Annotated in this window: 22 protein-coding genes and 1 pseudogene; 19 read left to right on the forward strand and 4 right to left on the reverse strand. The window is 27.5% G+C overall.

Translation table 11 applies throughout. The features are described from left to right. The first annotated feature begins 52 nt into the window (after positions 1 to 52). The 9 genes and pseudogenes from KJR01_RS08350 (at position 53) to KJR01_RS08385 (ending at position 7,154) form a co-directional block, all read left to right on the forward strand. Complete coding sequence (locus KJR01_RS08350; protein WP_250325176.1) at positions 53 to 1,717, forward strand: lactate permease LctP family transporter; 1,665 nt, start codon at positions 53 to 55, stop codon at positions 1,715 to 1,717. 2 nt (positions 1,718 to 1,719) lie between these two features. Then, the gene (locus KJR01_RS08355; RefSeq protein WP_250325177.1) at positions 1,720 to 2,661 is read left to right on the forward strand and encodes a DMT family transporter; all 942 of its coding nucleotides are present in this window, start codon (positions 1,720 to 1,722) and stop codon (positions 2,659 to 2,661) included. Then, the gene (gene kdsA / locus KJR01_RS08360; protein ID WP_214118532.1) at positions 2,658 to 3,542 is read left to right on the forward strand and encodes a 3-deoxy-8-phosphooctulonate synthase; all 885 of its coding nucleotides are present in this window, start codon (positions 2,658 to 2,660) and stop codon (positions 3,540 to 3,542) included. The genes KJR01_RS08355 and kdsA overlap by 4 nt, the downstream gene beginning before the upstream one ends. A 2-nt stretch (positions 3,543 to 3,544) precedes the next feature. Beyond that, positions 3,545 to 4,015 (forward strand): 6,7-dimethyl-8-ribityllumazine synthase, encoded by a 471-nt coding sequence (ribH, locus tag KJR01_RS08365; RefSeq protein WP_214118534.1) that lies wholly within the window; start codon positions 3,545 to 3,547, stop codon positions 4,013 to 4,015. Next, entirely contained in the window at positions 4,005 to 4,391 is a 387-nt protein-coding gene (nusB, locus tag KJR01_RS08370) for a transcription antitermination factor NusB (protein ID WP_214118544.1), read from the forward strand. Before ribH ends, nusB begins: the two co-directional genes overlap by 11 nt. 150 nt (positions 4,392 to 4,541) lie before the next feature. Further along, positions 4,542 to 4,634 (forward strand): annotated as a pseudogene (ccoS, locus tag KJR01_RS10595) (cbb3-type cytochrome oxidase assembly protein CcoS); the annotation flags it as partial. A gap of 81 nt (positions 4,635 to 4,715) precedes the next feature. Next, positions 4,716 to 5,225, forward strand: coding sequence for a D-glycero-alpha-D-manno-heptose-1,7-bisphosphate 7-phosphatase (locus tag KJR01_RS08375; RefSeq protein WP_214150611.1), 510 nt, complete (start codon positions 4,716 to 4,718; stop codon positions 5,223 to 5,225). Next, the gene (rfaE2, locus tag KJR01_RS08380) at positions 5,222 to 6,601 is read left to right on the forward strand and encodes a D-glycero-beta-D-manno-heptose 1-phosphate adenylyltransferase (RefSeq protein ID WP_214118548.1); all 1,380 of its coding nucleotides are present in this window, start codon (positions 5,222 to 5,224) and stop codon (positions 6,599 to 6,601) included. The genes KJR01_RS08375 and rfaE2 overlap by 4 nt, the downstream gene beginning before the upstream one ends. Beyond that, the gene (locus KJR01_RS08385; protein WP_214118550.1) at positions 6,591 to 7,154 is read left to right on the forward strand and encodes a D-sedoheptulose-7-phosphate isomerase; all 564 of its coding nucleotides are present in this window, start codon (positions 6,591 to 6,593) and stop codon (positions 7,152 to 7,154) included. The genes rfaE2 and KJR01_RS08385 overlap by 11 nt, the downstream gene beginning before the upstream one ends. A gap of 16 nt (positions 7,155 to 7,170) precedes the next feature. Here the strand turns inward: KJR01_RS08385 and KJR01_RS08390 are convergent, their stop codons facing one another. Continuing rightward, a complete protein-coding gene (locus tag KJR01_RS08390) occupies positions 7,171 to 8,154 on the reverse strand; it encodes a pyridoxal phosphate-dependent aminotransferase (RefSeq protein ID WP_214118552.1) in 984 nt (327 codons plus the stop codon). Beyond that, the gene (gene nusA / locus KJR01_RS08395; protein ID WP_214118554.1) at positions 8,151 to 9,245 is read right to left on the reverse strand and encodes a transcription termination factor NusA; all 1,095 of its coding nucleotides are present in this window, start codon (positions 9,243 to 9,245) and stop codon (positions 8,151 to 8,153) included. Before nusA ends, KJR01_RS08390 begins: the two co-directional genes overlap by 4 nt. Positions 9,246 to 9,363: 118 nt before the next feature. On the opposite strand from nusA, the gene KJR01_RS08400 reads away from it, so the two are divergent. From KJR01_RS08400 to KJR01_RS08425, 6 genes are read left to right on the forward strand one after another with little or no spacing between them, the layout of a single operon-like run. Then, positions 9,364 to 9,594 (forward strand): HP0268 family nuclease, encoded by a 231-nt coding sequence (locus tag KJR01_RS08400; RefSeq protein WP_214118556.1) that lies wholly within the window; start codon positions 9,364 to 9,366, stop codon positions 9,592 to 9,594. Further along, on the forward strand, positions 9,591 to 10,892 hold the full coding sequence (miaB, locus tag KJR01_RS08405; RefSeq protein ID WP_214118558.1) for a tRNA (N6-isopentenyl adenosine(37)-C2)-methylthiotransferase MiaB: 1,302 nt from the start codon (positions 9,591 to 9,593) through the stop codon (positions 10,890 to 10,892). The genes KJR01_RS08400 and miaB overlap by 4 nt, the downstream gene beginning before the upstream one ends. Then, entirely contained in the window at positions 10,873 to 11,508 is a 636-nt protein-coding gene (locus tag KJR01_RS08410) for a lysophospholipid acyltransferase family protein (protein WP_214118560.1), read from the forward strand. Before miaB ends, KJR01_RS08410 begins: the two co-directional genes overlap by 20 nt. Further along, complete coding sequence (locus tag KJR01_RS08415) at positions 11,501 to 12,472, forward strand: DUF8341 domain-containing protein (protein ID WP_214118562.1); 972 nt, start codon at positions 11,501 to 11,503, stop codon at positions 12,470 to 12,472. The genes KJR01_RS08410 and KJR01_RS08415 overlap by 8 nt, the downstream gene beginning before the upstream one ends. Next, positions 12,462 to 12,983, forward strand: a complete 522-nt coding sequence (locus tag KJR01_RS08420) for a hypothetical protein (RefSeq protein WP_214118563.1) — start codon at positions 12,462 to 12,464, stop codon at positions 12,981 to 12,983. The genes KJR01_RS08415 and KJR01_RS08420 overlap by 11 nt, the downstream gene beginning before the upstream one ends. After that, the gene (locus tag KJR01_RS08425; RefSeq protein ID WP_214118565.1) at positions 12,976 to 13,494 is read left to right on the forward strand and encodes a hypothetical protein; all 519 of its coding nucleotides are present in this window, start codon (positions 12,976 to 12,978) and stop codon (positions 13,492 to 13,494) included. Before KJR01_RS08420 ends, KJR01_RS08425 begins: the two co-directional genes overlap by 8 nt. Before the next feature lie 22 nt (positions 13,495 to 13,516). Here the strand turns inward: KJR01_RS08425 and KJR01_RS08430 are convergent, their stop codons facing one another. Further along, positions 13,517 to 14,149 (reverse strand): superoxide dismutase, encoded by a 633-nt coding sequence (locus tag KJR01_RS08430; protein WP_214118567.1) that lies wholly within the window; start codon positions 14,147 to 14,149, stop codon positions 13,517 to 13,519. A gap of 196 nt (positions 14,150 to 14,345) precedes the next feature. Between KJR01_RS08430 and KJR01_RS08435 the strand changes: the two genes are divergently transcribed. Next, positions 14,346 to 15,059, forward strand: coding sequence for a DUF4198 domain-containing protein (locus tag KJR01_RS08435; protein ID WP_214118569.1), 714 nt, complete (start codon positions 14,346 to 14,348; stop codon positions 15,057 to 15,059). Positions 15,060 to 15,134: 75 nt separating this feature from the next. After that, the gene (locus tag KJR01_RS08440; RefSeq protein ID WP_214118571.1) at positions 15,135 to 15,608 is read left to right on the forward strand and encodes a thioredoxin family protein; all 474 of its coding nucleotides are present in this window, start codon (positions 15,135 to 15,137) and stop codon (positions 15,606 to 15,608) included. Here the strand turns inward: KJR01_RS08440 and KJR01_RS08445 are convergent. After that, positions 15,605 to 16,108, reverse strand: coding sequence for a gluconokinase (locus KJR01_RS08445; protein WP_214118573.1), 504 nt, complete (start codon positions 16,106 to 16,108; stop codon positions 15,605 to 15,607). The two genes, KJR01_RS08440 and KJR01_RS08445, sit on opposite strands and share 4 nt — an antisense overlap. An 82-nt stretch (positions 16,109 to 16,190) precedes the next feature. On the opposite strand from KJR01_RS08445, the gene KJR01_RS08450 reads away from it, so the two are divergent. Together KJR01_RS08450 and KJR01_RS08455 are read left to right on the forward strand one after the other, a co-directional pair. Beyond that, positions 16,191 to 17,561, forward strand: coding sequence for a GntP family permease (locus KJR01_RS08450; protein WP_214118575.1), 1,371 nt, complete (start codon positions 16,191 to 16,193; stop codon positions 17,559 to 17,561). Between the two features lie 200 nt (positions 17,562 to 17,761). After that, positions 17,762 to 18,809: molybdopterin-dependent oxidoreductase (locus KJR01_RS08455; RefSeq protein ID WP_214118576.1), on the forward strand; the 1,048-nt coding region annotated here is incomplete at its 3' end.

Below are 18,809 nucleotides of genomic sequence, written 5' to 3' on the forward strand. Positions count from 1 at the left end.
AAATTCAGCATTTAAAATTAAAATATTAAAATCTTATCACGAAAGGAAAATTATGGAATTTACACCTAATTTTAACCCACTTGGCAACATTTGGTTAAGTGCATTTGTAGCGTTTTTACCTATACTTTGCTTTTTTCTTTGCCTAGTGGTTTTTAAGACAAAAGGTTATGTGGCAGGTTTTTTAACTGTTGTTACAGCCATTCTTGTTGCAGTTTTTGCTTATAAAATGCCGTTAAATGCTGCATTTGCTAGTATTATAGTAGGTTTTACTACTGGTATTTGGCCTATTGCTTGGATTATAATAGCAGCTATTTTTCTTTATAAGCTTTCGATTAAATCAGGTCAATTTGAAGTAATTAAACAAAGTATTATGACAATTACGCCTGATCATCGTATTCAAGTAATCATCATTGGATTTTGTTTTGGAGCATTCTTAGAAGGTGCTATTGGATTTGGTGGCCCTGTTGCAATTACTGCTGCTTTACTTGTTGGTTTAGGTCTTAGACCATTACAAGCAGCTGGATATTGTATGATAGCAAACACAGCTCCTGTTGCATTTGGTGCTATTGGTATTCCAATTATTGCAATGGCTCAAGCTGTTGGAATACAACAATATGAAGTTGCTGCTATGGTTGGTAGAATTTTACCTCCGTTTAGTTTTTGTATTCCATTTTTTATAGTATTTTTAATGGATGGTATGAAAGGTATTAAAGAAACTTTCCCTATTGTATTTGTTGCAGCTATTTCTTTTGCTATAGCACAATTTTTATCAGCAAACTTCTTAGGTGCTGAATTACCTGATATTATTTCAGCTATTGTTTCTTTAGTAGCTACTGCTGTTGCTGCAAAAACATTTAAACTTAAAAATATTGTAAGATTTGATGATAAAAAAGATTTTAGCGATGTAAAAACTTTAAGCATCAAAGAAATTGTTTATGCTTGGTCACCTTTCTTATTATTAATTGTATTTGTTGTTATATGGACTCAAGGTTGGTTTAAATCATTATTTGGAACTGATGCAGCTTTAGCATTTACAAATCTTAAATTATCATTTGCTAGTTTAGGTGATTTAGCAGTTATTAAACCATCACTTGTAGAAGGTGGAAAAGCAGGAACTCAACCTTTAGGACTAGGAATTCCATTAATCAACACTCCAGGAACAGCTATTTTATTTGCTGCAATTGCAAGTATATATATTTTAAAAGTAAAAGCTAGTGATGCTAAAGTATGCTTTAATGATACTTTAAGAGAAATGGCGTTTCCTATTTTAACTATTGGTTTAGTTGTTGGTTTTGCAAAAATTACTGATTATAGTGGAGCTAGTGGAACATTAGGAATTGCATTATCACAAACTGGTGGAGCATTTACATTCTTCTCTCCTGTAATTGGTTGGATTGGAGTATTCTTAACAGGTTCTGATACAAGTGCAAACCTTTTATTTGGTTCTTTACAACAAGTTACAGCTCATCAATTAGGCTTTTCTGACACATTATTCTTAGCAGCAAATAGTGCAGGTGGTGTTGTTGGTAAAATGATATCTCCACAAAGTATTGCAGTTGCTTGTGCTGCTGTTGGCCTTGTAGGACGCGAGAGTGAGTTGTTTAAATACACAGTTAAATACTCAATAGCTATGATAATAATTATAGGAATTTGGGTAAGCTTAATTGCATATTTTATGCCTGGAATTATACCACCTAGTATTCCTTTAGCTAAATAATTATGCTTAGTTTAAAAAGGTTAATTAAAAAAAATCTAGGAATATATTTTATGGTTATTGCTAGTTTTGCATTTGCACTCATGGGGTGCTGTGCAAAACTACTTGCAAATACTATGCCTAGTGTAGAAATAATGTTTTTTAGAAATGTTATTGGAGTTATTTTTATAGCTTATTTGATTTATAAAATTCCACATAAAAAATCAGGTGGTAAATTCTCTTTATTGTTTTTTCGTGGTTTAATAGGAACTATTTCTTTATATTTTTTCTTTTATAATGTCGCTAATATTTCTTTAGGTGGTGCTTTTGCTTTTCAAAAAACAAATCCACTTTTTGTAGCATTAATTGCATTTTTGTTTTTTAAAGAGCAGTTAGGATTTAAAAGTATTTTATATTTATTATTAGCTTTTGGTGGTGTAATGCTAATAATTCAACCATTTGCACCTGAACATTTACATAGTGGTTTTGATATTAAAAACTCAATTTTAGGTGTTTTAAGTGGTTTAACAGCAGCGCTTGCTTTAACAAGTGCTAGGGAATTAGGAAAGTTTTACAATACTGAAGTTATAGCATCAAGTTTTTTTATACTAGGAACAATTTTACCTATATTATCTATGCTAGGCGGAGAGTATTTAAATGAGAGTATTATTAGGCATTTTGATTTTGCTTTTGCTACATTTGTAATGCCTGTTGGATATAAAATATGGATTTTAATTATTTTAATGGGCTCTTTATCGATTCTATACCAAATATATGTAACAAAAGCCTATAAAGCAGCTAAAAAGGCTGGGGTTGTAGCTGGAGTTGGATATATTGATGTTGTATTTACTTTATTTTTAGGAATACTTTTAGGAGATGATTTACCAAGTTTTGTAGTTTTAACAGGTATAATCTGCGTTTTAATAGGTGGTATAGGAATAAGTTTAAGTAAGGATAATAAAAAATGAGAAAAATAATATTATTTGCAGGACCTTGCGTTATAGAAAGTCCTGAAATTGTTACAGAAGTTGCAAAAAGATTAGAAAAAATTGCAAAACATCCACAAATTGATTTTTATTTTAAATCAAGTTTTGATAAAGCAAATCGCACAAGTTTAGATAGTTTTAGAGGACCTGGACTTGAAAAAGGTTTGCAGATTTTAGCTGATATAAAATCTAAATTTGGATATAAAATAATTACAGATATTCACGAGAGTTATCAAGCTGAAATCGCAGCTCAAGTTGTTGATACTCTTCAAATTCCAGCTTTTTTATGCAGACAAACTGATTTATTAGTTGCAGCTGCTAAAACTAAAGCTATTGTAAATATCAAAAAAGGTCAATTTTTAAACCCAAGTGATATGAAATATAGCGTAGCAAAAGTAGCACAGACTAGAGGGTATGATTATAAAACTAATGATGAAAGTTTTTTTGCTTGCTCTGATATTGGAGAATTATCATATAAAGATTTAAAAGACGAAGATTTTTCAAAAGCTCATCAAATGGCAAGAGAAGCTGGTGTTTTAGCGGTTGAGCGTGGAACTAGTCTTGGATATGGGAATTTAGTTGTTGATATGAGATCTCTTAAAATTATGAGAAATTTCGCACCTGTTATATTTGATGCTACACATAGCGTTCAAATGCCTGGAGCAGCAGGTGGTAAGAGTGGTGGAGATAGCTCTTTTGTATTGCCTTTAGCAAGAGCTGCTGCTGGAGTTGGCGTTGATGGATTTTTCTTTGAAACACATTTTAATCCGTGTGAAGCTTTATGCGATGGACCTAATATGGTAGCTACTAGCAAATTAGAAGAGAAAATTAATTTATTATTGAAAATATTAAATAAGGAATAAGTATGAATATTATTGAAGGACAATTAAAATTAAATGGTAATGAGAAATTTGCCATAATAAACGCTAGATTTAATAGTTTTATAACTGATAAATTAGTTGAAGGTGCTAAAGATGCTTTTGTTCGTTTTGGTGGAAATGAAAAGAATTTAGATTTAATTTTAGTTCCTGGTGCTTTTGAATTACCTTATGCTTTAAAACAAGCAGTGAAGAAAAATTATGATGGAATAGTGGTTTTAGGTGCTGTTATTCGTGGAGATACCCCACATTTTGATTATGTATCAGCAGAATGCACTAAAGGTGTTGCAGCTATAACTTTAGCAAATGATACTCCAATTAGTTTTGGTGTTCTTACAACAAACACTACAGAGCAAGCTATGGATAGAGCAGGAATTAAAAGTGGTAATAAAGGTTATGAAGCTATGGTAACTACTATTGAAATGCTAAATTTACAAAGAGTTCAAAATGGCAACTAGACATCAAGCTAGAAAAACGGTTGTAAGTTTATTGTATTCATTTGATTATGTTCAAAATAGTGAGCATGTAAATGATTATTTAGAAGAGCATAAAATAAGAAATGCTATTCGTGAATGGGCTTTAGAATTATTTAACGGCGTTCAAACAAATCTATTAAAAATAGATGAGTGTTTAAAAGGTATTTTAGAAAGCAATGAAGTTAGTAATTTAGGTGGTATGGAAAAAGCTATTTTAAGACTTGGTGTTTATGAATTGCTTTTTACAAAAACAGATAAAGCTGTTGTTATAAATGAAGCTATTGAACTAGCTAAAGAATATGCAAGTGATAATGCACCTAAGCTTATTAATGGTGTATTAGATAAAGTTAGAAATTAATTTTAAATTAGCTAATATTTTTTATATTAGCTAATTACTCGTTGAATATTTTAATAGATATTTTTATATTTTATTTTCCAAATTAAATTCCTAATAGTTTTATGATATTTATTAAAATAATCAAAAAGGATAAATATGGAAAATGTTTTAATGCTAATGATAGGGGTATCAATATTATTAGCTTTTATAGTAATCATTGCTTTTATTTGGGGTTTTAAAAATAAACAATTTACCGAAAATAATGGCTTTTTAGAATTAAGTGATAGTGAAGAAGCATTAAATGATGCAATTATTTTAGAACAAAGAAAAATGGAATTAAAAAATATGAAAAAGGCTTTATTTTTAGATAGAGATGGAGTAATTAATAAGGATTTTTCTTATGTTTATGAATTAGAAAAATTAGTATTTATGCCTAATATTTTTGAGATAGTTAAATTCTTTCAAGATAAAGATTATTTGATTTTTATAATTACAAATCAAAGTGGAGTAGGGCGTGGGTATTTTACAAAAGAGCAAATGGATATTTTTAATGAAGCAATTTTAAATGAGTTTAAAAATCATAAAATTAATATAAGTAAAATTTATTCTTGTTTGCATATACCTAGTGATAATTGTGAATGTAGAAAACCAAAAGCTGGTCTTATTTTACAAGCAGCTAAAGAATTTAATTTAGATTTATTTAATTCAATTTTTATAGGTGATAAAGTAAGTGATATGCAAGCGGCTATAAATGCAAATATTAATAATCGTTATTTGTTTAATGAAGATTTAAAAGAATTTGAATATTGTAAAAAAGTGAATAATTTATTAGATATAAAAAAGGACTATGAATGAAAAATATTAAAGCTTTAGTAATTGGAGATTTAATACACGATATTTATGTTTTCGCAAATTGCACTAGAATTAGTCCAGAAGCACCAGTTCCAGTAATCACTCCTAAAAGTGAGAAAAAAGTCTTAGGTGGTATGGCAAATGTTGCTAATAATCTTGCAAAATTAGGTGCAAATGTTAGTATTTTAAGTGTTATTGGAGATGATGATAGTGCTAGATTTATTGAAAGTGAATTGCAAAAACAAAATATAACTTGCCATATAATTAAGCAAAAAGATAGAAAAACTTCTACAAAAACTCGTATTTTTGGCTCAAATCAGCAAATAGTTAGAATAGATATAGAAAGCACAGAGCAAATTAGCGATAAATTAGCTGATGAATTATTTGATAAAATACGCAATGATAAATATGATGTAATTATTTTTAGTGATTACGATAAAGGAGTTGTTAGTCCTTATTTAGCACAAAAAATAATTAAATTTGCAAAAGATAGTAATACTTTAAGCCTAGCAGACCCTAAGAAAGATTTTTATAAGTTTAAAGGCATAGATTTAATAACACCTAATTACAAAGAAGCTTGTGAATTTTTAGGTAATTTTAATGAATATGATGATGATATATTATTAAAATCATTAGAAAAATTACAAAAAGAATTGGATTTAAAAATACCATTAATTACTTTAGGTAGCAATGGAATTGCTGCTGTTTATGATAATAAATTAAATCGCCATTATGCTTTAGCTAAAGAAGTTTTTGATGTAACCGGTGCTGGAGATAGCGTGATTTCATCATTATCATTTTTCTTAGCGAATGATTTTAATATTAGTAAAAGTATAGATTTAGCTAATAAAGCTGCTGCTATTGTTGTAGGTAAGATAGGGGCTGTTAGCGTAGGGCTTGATGAGATTATAAATTTTGATAATGAATTTTATAAATTTAAAAATATAGATGAGATTAAACAACTTAGTAAAGGTAAAAAAATAGTTTTTACCAATGGCTGTTTTGATATTTTGCATTACGGGCATCTTAGTTATTTAAGAGCAGCTAAGGAGTTAGGAGATATTTTAGTTGTTGGTTTAAATTCTGATGAAAGTATTAAGAGATTAAAAGGTGAAAATAGACCAATTAATAATATAATGACTAGAAAAGCTATGATGTGTGCTTTAGAATTTGTAGATTATGTTTGTGAATTTAGTGAAGATACGCCAATTAATTTAATTAAAACTTTAGAGCCTGATATATTGGTAAAAGGTGCTGATTATGAAGGAAAAGAAGTTGTTGGCTCATCATATGCAAAAGAAGTAAAATTAATAGAATTTAAAACAGGATATTCAACCACAAATATTATAGAAAAAATAAAGGAGTTATATGTTAAATAAATTAAAAAATGAGTTAAACGAGCACAAAAAAGCTTATGATAATATTAATGAAGAATATTTAAAAGATATTATTCAAGTAGCTGATATTATAAAAAAAGCTTTGGAAAATGGTAAAAAATTATTGATTTTTGGCAATGGTGGTAGTGCTGCAGATGCCCAACATTTTGCAGCCGAACTTAGTGGAAGATATAAATGTGAGCGTAATGGTCTTAGTGCTATTGCACTTAGCACAGATACTTCAGCACTAACTGCAATCGGTAATGATTATGGCTATGAATATGTGTTTAGTAGACAAGTAAATGCTATTGCTAAAAGTGAAGATATAGTGTTTGGTATAAGCACTAGCGGGACTAGTAAAAATGTTATTTTAGCACTTGAAGAAGCTAGAAAAATTGGTTGCAAATGCGTTTTATTAGCTAGTGAAAAATTAGAAAATAGTCCGTATTTTGCCCTAAAAGCACCTAGTAAGGATACGCCAAGAATACAAGAAATTCATATTTTCACAATACATTGTATTTGTGAAATACTGGATAATTATTTTAAAGATAAATAAGGTTTGAGCTTAAAGCTCAAACTAAATTATGATTTTTAGCTAGCCTTAATGCTTTTATAAATTCTTTTAATTGTTTAATATTTCCTATGCTAATTCTATTTAATAAAGGATAATTATCTATAGGTCTTCCAACTATTATCCCGCATTCTTTCATAAAATCAGCATATTTTGTGCTTTTAATTTCGTGTAAAATAAAGTTAGTATGAGATTTAAAATATTTTATATTTAAAGTTTCAAATTCATTTTCTAATAAAGCTTTATTATCGTTAATAATTTTTCTTGTAGTTTTTGCAAAGTCTTTTTGTTTTAGGGCAAAAATTGCACACTCTAAAGCAAAAGCATTAATAGCATCAGGACTAAAAAAATCTTTTAAAATTGATATTAATTTATTATGAGCTATCCCATATCCAACTCTTAAACCTGCTAATGAATACATTTTAGAAAATGTTCTAATATGTAAAATATTTGGATTTTTTGCAAATTCTAAACTATAAAAATCATCAGCAAATTCACAATAAGCCTCATCTAAAAGCATATATACATTATCTTTACAAATTGAGTTTAATTCATTTAAATCTTTTTTGCTTAGCATTAGGCCTGTTGGATTGTTTGGATTTACAAGATAGATTATATTTATTTTATTTGGGATTATTTTTATTTTATTTATATCAAAATTAAACTCACTATCTAAGTAAAACCCATCAATACTATAACCTATATTTTTAGCATAATAAAGTGTTAAGTCAAAAGTAGGTAATGGTGATATTAAATGAACATTGGAATTTGAATATTTATAAAATGCTAAGAGGCTCATATAAATAACATTACTTGAGCCATTACCTAGAACAAAATTATCACTTTTTAAATTATAAAAATTAGCTAATTCATCTAATAATTTATAATTTTTATCAAAAGAATACTTATTAAATTCAATACTATTAATTATTTCTTTAATATCTAAAGTATTACAAGTATTTTCGTTTTTGCTTAAATCAATCATATATTTTTAAATAGATTTTCAAGATTTGCTTTTGCTTCTTCTGAGCTTATATGATTTTCTGCTTCAGTGCCAACTTCAATTAATTCAATATTAAGTCCTGTTAGCATATTGCATAATCTAATATTAATTCCTTGCTTACCTATAGCTTTACTTTTTTGGTCGTGATTTATTACAACCTTAGCTATGTCGTTATCAATCGTAACTGAATTAATAATTGCAGGTGCTAAAGCACGAGAAACTACAATAGCTTGTTCGTTAGAATACTCTATACAATCTATATTTTCGCCATTTAATTCTTTACTAATAGCATTAATTCTAACACCTTTTGTTCCAACACTAGCACCTACAGCGTCAATATTGATTGAGTTAGCTTTTAATAAAACTTTAGCTCTTTCGCCAGGAATTCTAGCGCAATTAATAATTTCTATAGCACCATCTTTAATCTCTGGAACTTCAAGCATTAAAAGTGCATTTAAAAATTTAGGAGAAGTTCTTGAAATTTCAACTTTTAAGCCTAGTTTTTTATCAACACTAACTTTTCTAATAACAGCTTTTAATACATCACCAACTTTAAATTTTTCGCCTTTTATACGATTTTTTCTAGGTAATACTGCTCTAATTTCATCAAATTCTATGAAAGTATTTTCATCATTATCAACAAATACTACCGTTCCAAAAATTAATCTATCAACCATACTTTGGTATTTTTCAAATAATTTTTCTTCTACAAGTCTTTGCACATTATATTCTAATTCTTTATAAAGCCAATTTATTGCAGTTCTATCAAGATTTGCAAAAGATATTTCATATTTTAAAGTATCTCCGATTTCTACTTCACTTGATTCTAATTTTGCTTTATCAAGGCTAATATATTTACTTTCATTATTAGCTAATTCATCATTATTTGCAACAACTACTAGATTTTGATATACACAAAGAGTTTTTTTAACATCTACACTAAATTCTTTATCATCACCAAAAAGTCTTTTAGCAGTATTTGTAATAGCTTTTACTACACGCTCACTTACTTCTTCTATTGGCAATGATTTCTCATTCGCAATTGATTCTATTATATCTACTATTCTTTCCAAGATTTTACCTTTAATTGAAGTTTGAAGACTATTATTATATAAAAAATAACTTTTAATAAGTTTAATGAAAGAACTTTTTGTTATTATTTTATTTTTTTAATTTAAAAAAGGATATGAGATGAAATTTAAATTAGCAAAACAAACTTTAAATTCAAAACCAAAAGAAGTTACTATTGAAGAAGTTATAAAAATACTTGAAGAAAAAAAGGTTATATTTTTAGACCATTCAAATTCTAGTGAAGATATTACAAAATTAGTTGAAAAATTAAATAATTTTAAGGTATATGTAAATACGGTTAAATATGGTTTAGTAGAAGATGAATTTATTTATGAGGTACATATACTTTGAGTAAAAAATTATATATAGAAACTTTAGGCTGTGCAATGAATGTTCGCGATAGTGAGCGTATGATTGCAGAGCTTACCACTAAAGAAGGTTATGAAGTAACTACAGATAAAAAAGAAGCTGATTTAATATTAATAAATACTTGTAGTGTGCGTGAAAAACCAGTCCATAAGCTTTTTAGTGAAGTAGGTGGTTTTTTAAAAGAGAAAAAAGAAGGAGCAAAAATAGGCGTTTGTGGTTGCACGGCTTCTCATTTAGGTAGCGAGATTTTTAAGCGTGCTCCACAAGTTGATTTTGTGTTAGGTGCAAGAAATATTAGCCGTATAACAGAAGCAATTAAAACTCCAAAATTTATAAGTAATGATATAAATTACGATGAAAGCGATTTTGCTTTTGCTGATTTTAGAAATAGTATTTATAAAAGCTATGTAAATATTATGATAGGTTGTGATAAGCATTGTGCTTATTGTATCGTCCCACACACTCGTGGAGATGAGCTAAGTATTCCAAAAAATATTATTTTAAATGAAGTAAAAAAAGCCGTTAGCAACGGAGCTAGTGAAGTATTTTTGCTAGGACAAAATGTAAATAATTATGGTAAAAGATTTTCAAGTAACCATCCTAAAATGGATTTTTCAGACCTTTTAAATGAGATTAGCGAGGTTGATGGGCTTGAAAGGATTAGATTTACTAGCCCACACCCACTTCATATGGATGATAAGTTTTTAGAAACTTTTGCAAAAAATCCTAAAATTTGTAAAAGTATGCATATGCCTTTACAAAGTGGTAGCACAAGTATTTTAAAAGCTATGAAGCGTGGCTATACTAGAGAATGGTTTATAAATAGGGCTTTAAAATTAAGAGAATTAGTTCCAAGTGCTAGTATATCAACAGATATTATCGTGGCATTTCCTGGTGAGAGCGATGAAGATTTTGAATTAACACTTGATGTAATGAGAAAAATTAGATTTGAGCAAATTTTTTCATTTAAGTATTCTAAAAGACCACTAACACCTGCAGCAACAATGCCAAATCAAATTCCTGAAAATATAGCAAGTGCAAGGCTAACTAAATTACAAAGTTTATACAATGAAATTTTAGATGAGATTAGTGCAGCACAATTAAATAAAACTTATAAAGTATATTTTGAAGAATTAAGAGAAAATCAAACTATAGCAGGAAGAAGTGATAATAATTTCTTAATAGTTGTAAATGGTAGCGAAGAATTGCTTGGAAAAATGGTTAATGTAAAGATTACAAAGACTTCTAGGACAACCCTTTATGGCGAAATACAAAGTTAAAATTTTAGCTTTTATAATATTTATACTTTTAAATATTATTTATTTAACTTGTAAAAAAAGATTTTATGGAGAAAAAACTTTACCTAAAGAGCCTTGCATAGTGCTTTTTTGGCATGGAAAACTTACTATGATGGCTTTTATTTTTGCTTATATGAAGAAAAATGGTTATAAAAAAAAGCCTTATGTATTAATAAGTAATCACAAAGATGGAGAATTAATTGCTAGTGTTATGAAATACTTTAATATAAATGCTGTTAGGGGTAGCACTTATGATTCTCCAGTTAAAGCATTGCTTGAAATTAAAAGTCTTTTAGGACAAGGTCATGATGTATATATTACTCCTGATGGACCTAGAGGACCTTATCATAGTATTTCAGCAGGTTCTTATAAAATAGCTTTAAAATATAAAATTCCTACGATTATTTTTGATAATGCTGCAAGTAGATTTTATAGGGCTAAAAGTTGGGATAAGATGATTTTAGCTAAGCCATTTTCTACAATTGCTTATATTATTTCAAAACCGATATTATTAGATGAAGAAAATTCTGTTAATTTAATAAATAAGGAATTTAATAAACTAGAGCTTAAATTAAATGAAGAAGGTTTTTATGTTTAATATAAGAAAATACCTATCAACTATTTTTATTAATTTAGTAATTAAGGATAAAAGTTGTAGTATAGAAGCTTATTCTGTTAAAAATGAAAAAATTATTAAAATTCATCAAAGAACTTTTATTGAAGAAGATAAAAATAAATTACTAAAATATATAAAAACCTTAATTGATAATCATTATTTTACTTATGTTTCACTTTTATTTACTAGTATCGGTCAAGGAATGGTGCCGACAATTAATAAAACAGATTTACAAAAATTTGGTGTTGATAGCAGTGCTGTTAATTTAAAAATCTTTGATAATTCGTTTTTGTATGCGGCTAAAACTGAATTAATCAATGCTGATATTGTTTTTGATGAATTGCAAGTGGATTTAATTTATTCTCCTTTTAGCATATTGTTTAAGCTAATTCAAGATAAAAAATCAGATGGTTTTGTATTTGATGGCATAAGTTTATTTGTGTTAAAATACGGAGAATTCATTACTTTAATGATTTATGATGGTAAAAAATTTAAACTTGGTAGTTATTTTGAGCTTAAAATTAACAAAGATAATGAAGAAGACCATCAATCTTTAGAATTAGAAGAAGAAATTGAATTAGATAGTAATAACGATACATTAGAAGAACTTGATTTTGATGAATTTGATAATGTAAAGGTTGATGATAATTTTGATTTAGGAGCTGATTTAAATTCTGATTTGAATGAAAATTTACAATCATTTAGCTTGGATATGCAAATATTTGAATATATAAATAGTGCGATTAAAGAATTTTATAATAACAATATTTATGATAGTGATTTTATTAATAATATTATTATATTTGAACACGAAAAAAGCTCTAAAGCTATGCATTCTTATATTGAAAGTGAATTATTAATAAAGCCTATTGTATATACGATTGATATATTTAAGGAAATGTTAAAATTAAGCAGTAATGATTTAGGAGCAAAAATTGATATATAGTCTTAAAAATGCTGAACAAAAACCTATATTAAATAAATTTAATAAATTATGCTTTTATTTTTTAATCTTCATTATTTTTGTAATTATATTTTTTGCTGTATTTATAAAAATAAAACAAGAATTAGCATATAGCGACGCACAACAAGCCAAAGAAAATAGTGATAAAATGATAGAATTAATAGGAAAAAATAGGAATGAAATTATTTTAAATAAAGAATATATAGCTTTAGTAAGTGATATACAAGCTTCTAATATAAATTTAAAAAAGAGTATAAAAAATTTATTTGACTTAGTTCCTGATAGTATAGTTTTAAATGAAGTTCTAATGGAGCAAAAAAGCTTATTGATTAAAGGAATTACTCCAACAAAAGAAATTTATAATAATTTATTGCAAACACCGCTTCAAAGTATTTTTGAAACATCAAAAACTAATTTTATACAATTAAATTCTGGTTGGTATAACTTTGTAAGCATTAACACTATTGAAAATTCTGAGGGTTTTAATGAATAAAGATAATAGTATGAGTAAAATTGATATAGTAAAGTTGCTATTATGGTTGAGTATATTTTTGATTACTATTTTTACTCTTAGTGCTTTGCTTATAATTCCAAGTGTAAATAAATTAAAAGTTGCAAATGAAGTTTTAAGCTCTTCAAATTCAAAATTTCAGCAAAATAAAGCAAAAAATGAAAGTATTGAAAGACAATTAAATGATTATTTATCAGAGAATAAAACCAATTTAGCAAAAATTCATAATGAATTTGATATTGAAAAATTTAAAAATCATTGCAAGACTTTTTTTGATGAAGTGAATTTAGATAAGAATTTAGATTTTAGTGAAGATTATGTAAGCTATCAGTTATCAGTAAGCACAAAAATAACAAGTCCAACTATTTTTTATGATTTCATAGATTCTTTAGATAATTTTCCAAATATTTTACGAGTTCATTTCCCAATAGTTTTAAAATCTGATAAGAATTTGATAAAAGCACAATTTAACATTCAAGTATATAAAAGATAAGCCTACAAAAGTAGGCTAAGAATTATTTATGCAATTCGTTTGCATAGAATTTAACAGAATTAAAGCCTTCTTTTAAAGCCCATTCGTAAGCACTTGATACGAATTCCCAATTAATATGCTTATAAAAACCTTCAAGGTAAGCTGCTCTTGCATTTCTGTGGTCAATATAATAAGCGTGTTCCCAAACATCAACAACTAATAAAGGAATTAATTTATCAGTAATTGGAGTTGCTGCATTGCTTGTTTTTACTAATTCAAGTTTTTTACTTGTAGTATTATATACAAGCCAAAACCATCCACTACCAAATAAGCCTGTAGCACCTTTTATAAATTCATCTTTAAAGTTTGAACAGGTTCCAAAAGCTTCATTAATTGCTTTTTCTAATTCAGCACTCATTTTGCTTTCTTTTGGACTAATGCAGTCAAAATAAAAATCGTGATTATAAACTTGTGCAGCATTATTAAAAATACCTTCTTTAGAAGTTAAGATAATATCAACTAAATCTTTTTTTTCAAATTCTGTTCCAGCAATCAAATTGTTAAGATTATTAACATAAGTTTGATGGTGTTTACCATAGTGATAGTTGAAAGTTTCTTCAGTTAAAAAGCCTGAAAACGCATTTGTTGCATAATTTAATGTTCTTAATTTAAACATCTTTTCTCCTTAATTTTAAAATTTGTATTAAAAATATATCAAAAAAAAGATAATATTTATCTTATTTAAAATCCTTTTTTATTTGTAAAAAATATATTTATTAAAGAAAATTAAAATTATTATCAAATTAAGCAAAAATTAATAAATAATTCATATAATAATCAATATCAAATTAATTTAAAAAAAAGGATATGTTATGAAGTTAAGTAAAATTACATTAGCTAGTATTTTTGTTGCAAGTTCTGCATTTGCTCATCAATTTTTTCCAATGAAAACAGATGATGGTTATAAGGTTGGATTTTGGGCTGATGATCACTGGGGTCAATTTCAAAGCGATAGAATATTTGGTGTAAGTGCAAAAGATTCTAAGGGTAAAAAGCTTAAAGCTGGATATGATTATTTAAATAATAAAATCTTTATAGAAGGTAATCCATCAGTAGCTAGTGTAAATTATGATTTTGGTTATTATACTTTTACAAAAGATGGCAAACATTATTCTCAAGCTAGAAATGAAATTACCGACATTACAGGTGCAAATGAAGTAACCCAAACTAGAAAAATATTTAAAATGGGTAAAAGTATATTCGCTTGGGACGAAGCATCAAGTAAGCCTTTAGGATTAAAGTTTGAAATAATTCCATTAGAAAATCCACTAGACAAAAAAGTAGGTGATAAATTAAAAGTTCAAGTATTGTTAGATGGAAAACCTATTAGTGGGGTTGAATTTGAAGACCAAAATGATGATATAGATGATATTACAACCGATGACAAAGGTATTGCAACTTTAACTCTTAGCAAACCTCAAGATGGCTTGCAAATTATTGCAGCTGGTATAAAATTGCCTTATAATCTTGATAGATACGGAGATACTTTACAGCTTACTGCTACTTTAAGTTTTAAATCTAAATAATATTTTTAATCCCTAATTATTAGGGATTAAAAGAAATATTTTAAAATACCTTTATTAAATTTAAAGGTTTTTAGAATGAAGACAAAAGTGTTTTTTGCTATATTAATAGCTGCTTTTGGCATTTGGTATTATTATTACAACGAAGGTAGTTATACAAAAACAGATGGTTTTGAATTAACTTATATAGATAATAGTATTATTAAAAATTATAATTCAAATATATTGTTAAATTTTTGTAATACTAGTAATTCATCTTGCAATCAATTTCAGCCAATTTTAAAATCAGTTTATAATGAACTAGGTAATTTGAATGTAAAAATTTTAAATATTGATATTTTTGACAATCCTGAATTATTGAATAAATTCCCAATTTCTTTAATACCGATACAATTTTTTTATACAAAAGATGGGGTAAATTTCAAACCAAAATCAGAAATTGGAAAGAAATTTAAAGAAGTTAATTTCAATGATGAAACTTTTTATTATCACTTAGGTATTTTAACGCAAGAAGAGATAATGTTGATTTTTGAAGAAATGCAAAACTATTAAAGTTGGTCTAGTTTTATTAGTGCATCTTCAACAATTTCTCCAATAGGTGGGGTAATATCAATATTTATTACTAAATCTTCATTGTGTGGAAATTCCAATGTTGAAAATTGAGAATCAATCATATTTTCTTTCATATAATGACCGCTTCTTTTACTCATTCTTTGCATTATTAATTCTTTTGAGCCGTGTAAATGAATAAAGATAATTTTACCAGATTGTCTTATTTTATCTCTATATTGTTTTTTTAATGCAGAACAAGCTATGACACAAGAGCGATTTCTTCTTGAAATTGAGTAAAATACATCAGCAATTCTTTCAAGCCAAGGTTCTCTATCTAAATCATTTAATGGAACCCCACTTTGCATTTTTTCTATATTTGCTCTTGGGTGTAAATCATCTCCATCTATAAAGCTAGCTCCTAAACTATTTGCAATCATAGCTCCAACCGTACTTTTGCCACAGCCACACACTCCCATTACAACAATATTATAATGTTTCATTAATTATCCTTTTTTATAAAAATCTTGCTATTTTTAACCTATTTTTCTTAATATTACATAAATTCAAATAAAAGGAGAAATAATGCAAGAGCTTAGTGCTTCTTACTTATTATGTGTTGCCGCAGTTGCGGTTGTTTTATTATTATTTATGATTATGAAATTAAAAATTCACGCTTTCATATCATTAATAATAATAAGTTTTTTAACTTCTTTAGCAGCCAATACGCCGCTTGATAAAATTTTAGGAGTAATGCTTGGTGGTTTTGGTTCAACTTTAGCAAGTGTTGCTTTATTAGTTGGTATTGGTGCTATGATAGGTAAAATTTTAGAAGTTTCTGGTGGAGCTCAAGTTTTAGCTGATACTTTAATTGAGTTTTTTGGGGTGCAAAGAGCTCCATTTGCACTAGGTTTAGCTTCATTGATTTTTGCTTTCCCTATATTTTTTGATGCAGGGTTAATTGTAATGTTGCCTGTTATATTAAGCGTAGCTCATAAATTAAAAGGTTCTGTTTTAACTTATGCACTTCCTTCGGTTGGTGCGTTTTCTGTAATGCATGTTTTCTTACCACCACACCCAGGTCCAGTTGCAGCAGCAGCTACAATAGACGCTAATGTTGGTTGGGTTTTAATATTAGGACTTATTATTGGTCTTCCTACTTGGTATTTTAGCTCTTATTTATTTGGGCTTTATTCTGGTAAAAAAATGTATTTTAAAGCACCAGATTTATTTGAAGATGAAAAAATAGAAATTAAACATAAACCTAAATTCTTAACCGTAATATTTATATTATTAACCCCTGTAGTATTGATTTTTATAAGTGCAATTATCTCATCTATGCAAAAATTAGAAATAATCGCAAAAAATGATATATGTTTTAATGTTTTAAATCTAATAGGTCAAACTCCAATCGCTCTTATGATTACTTTAATAATTTGTATTATTGTATTTAATAAGAGCTTAGGTGCTAAAAATCTTGAAAAATATTGTGAAAAAGCTCTTCCTGCAATTTGTTCTGTAGTGCTTGTAACCGGTGCAGGCGGTATGTTTGGCGGTGTTTTAAGAGCTAGTGGAATAGGTGATGCGTTGGCTGGAACTTTAGCTAATTTAGGCGTTCCTGTTATTTTAGCTGGTTTTATAATAGCAGCAATTATTAGAATTGCTCAAGGTTCAGCTACTGTTGCACTTACTACAACAGCTGGTTTAATGGCACCAATTATTGCAGCAAATACATCAATTGCAGAATTTGATAAAGTTGCTATCGTTTTAGCAATAGCTTGTGGTAGTGTTGTTTGCTCTCATTTTAACGATTCTGGATTTTGGCTTGTAAAAGGCTTATTTGGTTTAGATGAAAAAACAACTCTTAAAACTTGGACTATGCTAGAAACTTTAATAGGTGTTATAGGTTTTGTATTTATACTTATAATTTTAGCTTTATTTAATCTTATATTTTAGTGTTTTTACTTTGGAATTTAAAATTATATTTTAAATTCCATTTTTAAAAAAATATTATTTTTTGTGTTAGTTCATATTATTATAATAACTTTATATATAGCCTTATAATATTATTCCATTTACTTAATTCTTAAATTATTTTATTATAATTTTATCTAACTTATAAAATTAAGTTTTATTTAAATTTTTAAGGAGAATTTATGGAAAAGTTATCTCGTAGAAGCTTTTTAAAAGGTGCAGCAGGAGTAGCAGCTAGTGCGTCAAGTTTAGGTGCTGTTGATTTTATTGGTGAAAACGCTATTCCTAAAATAGATGAAAGCTTAATTAGTGCTTCACATTTTGGAGCTTATCATCCAATTATTAGAAGTAGCAAAGTTGAAGGATTTAAGGCTTTTAATGGGGATTTTAAACCAACAACTCTTATGAATGGTGTAGTAAATAGAGTATATTCACAAGATAGAATTAAAAACCCAAGTGTTAGAAAAAGTGTTTTAGAAAAAGGATTTGAAAAAGCTCCTAAAAACTTAAGGGGTAAAGAAGAATTTGTTGAGATTACTTGGGAAAAAGCTTATGAATTAGTAGCTAATGAGCTTAAAAGAGTTTATGAAAAATATGGACACCATTCTGTGTATGGTGGTAGCTACGGCTGGTATTGTGTTGGAAATATAAATAACCCACAAAGTTTACTTGGAAGAATGTTAAATATTGCAGGTGGTTTTACAACAAGAACTTTAAATTATTCTTGTCATTGTATTAGTGCTATAACTCCACATATCACAGGTTACGATGAAGCAAATGCTAAACATACACCTTGGGACAATGTATTAGAACATTCAAAAGTAATTGTAATGTGGTCTACCGATATACTAAACACTAATCAAATTGCTTGGGGTGTTGCAACTCACGAAACATACCCATACATGGAAAAATTACAAGCATTAGTTAAAGATGGAAAAATAAAAGTAATTAATATTGACCCAGTATATAATGATACAGCAAGATTTTTAGGTGCAGAACAAGTATTTATTAATCCTACAACCGATGTTGCCTTAGTAGAAGCAATGTGTTATCATCTAATTAAAAACAATCTTCACGATGAAAAATTCCTTAAAAAATACACAGTAGGATTTGCTAAATTAAAAGAAAGATTATTTGATGAGAATAATCCAAAAACTCCTGAATTAGCAGAAAAAATTACAGGTATAAAAGCAGAAAAAATAAAAGAATTAGCAGAACTTATGGCTAAAA

This window comes from Campylobacter sp. 2018MI10 (assembly GCF_018501175.1).
Taxonomy (GTDB): Bacteria; Campylobacterota; Campylobacteria; order Campylobacterales; family Campylobacteraceae; genus Campylobacter_E.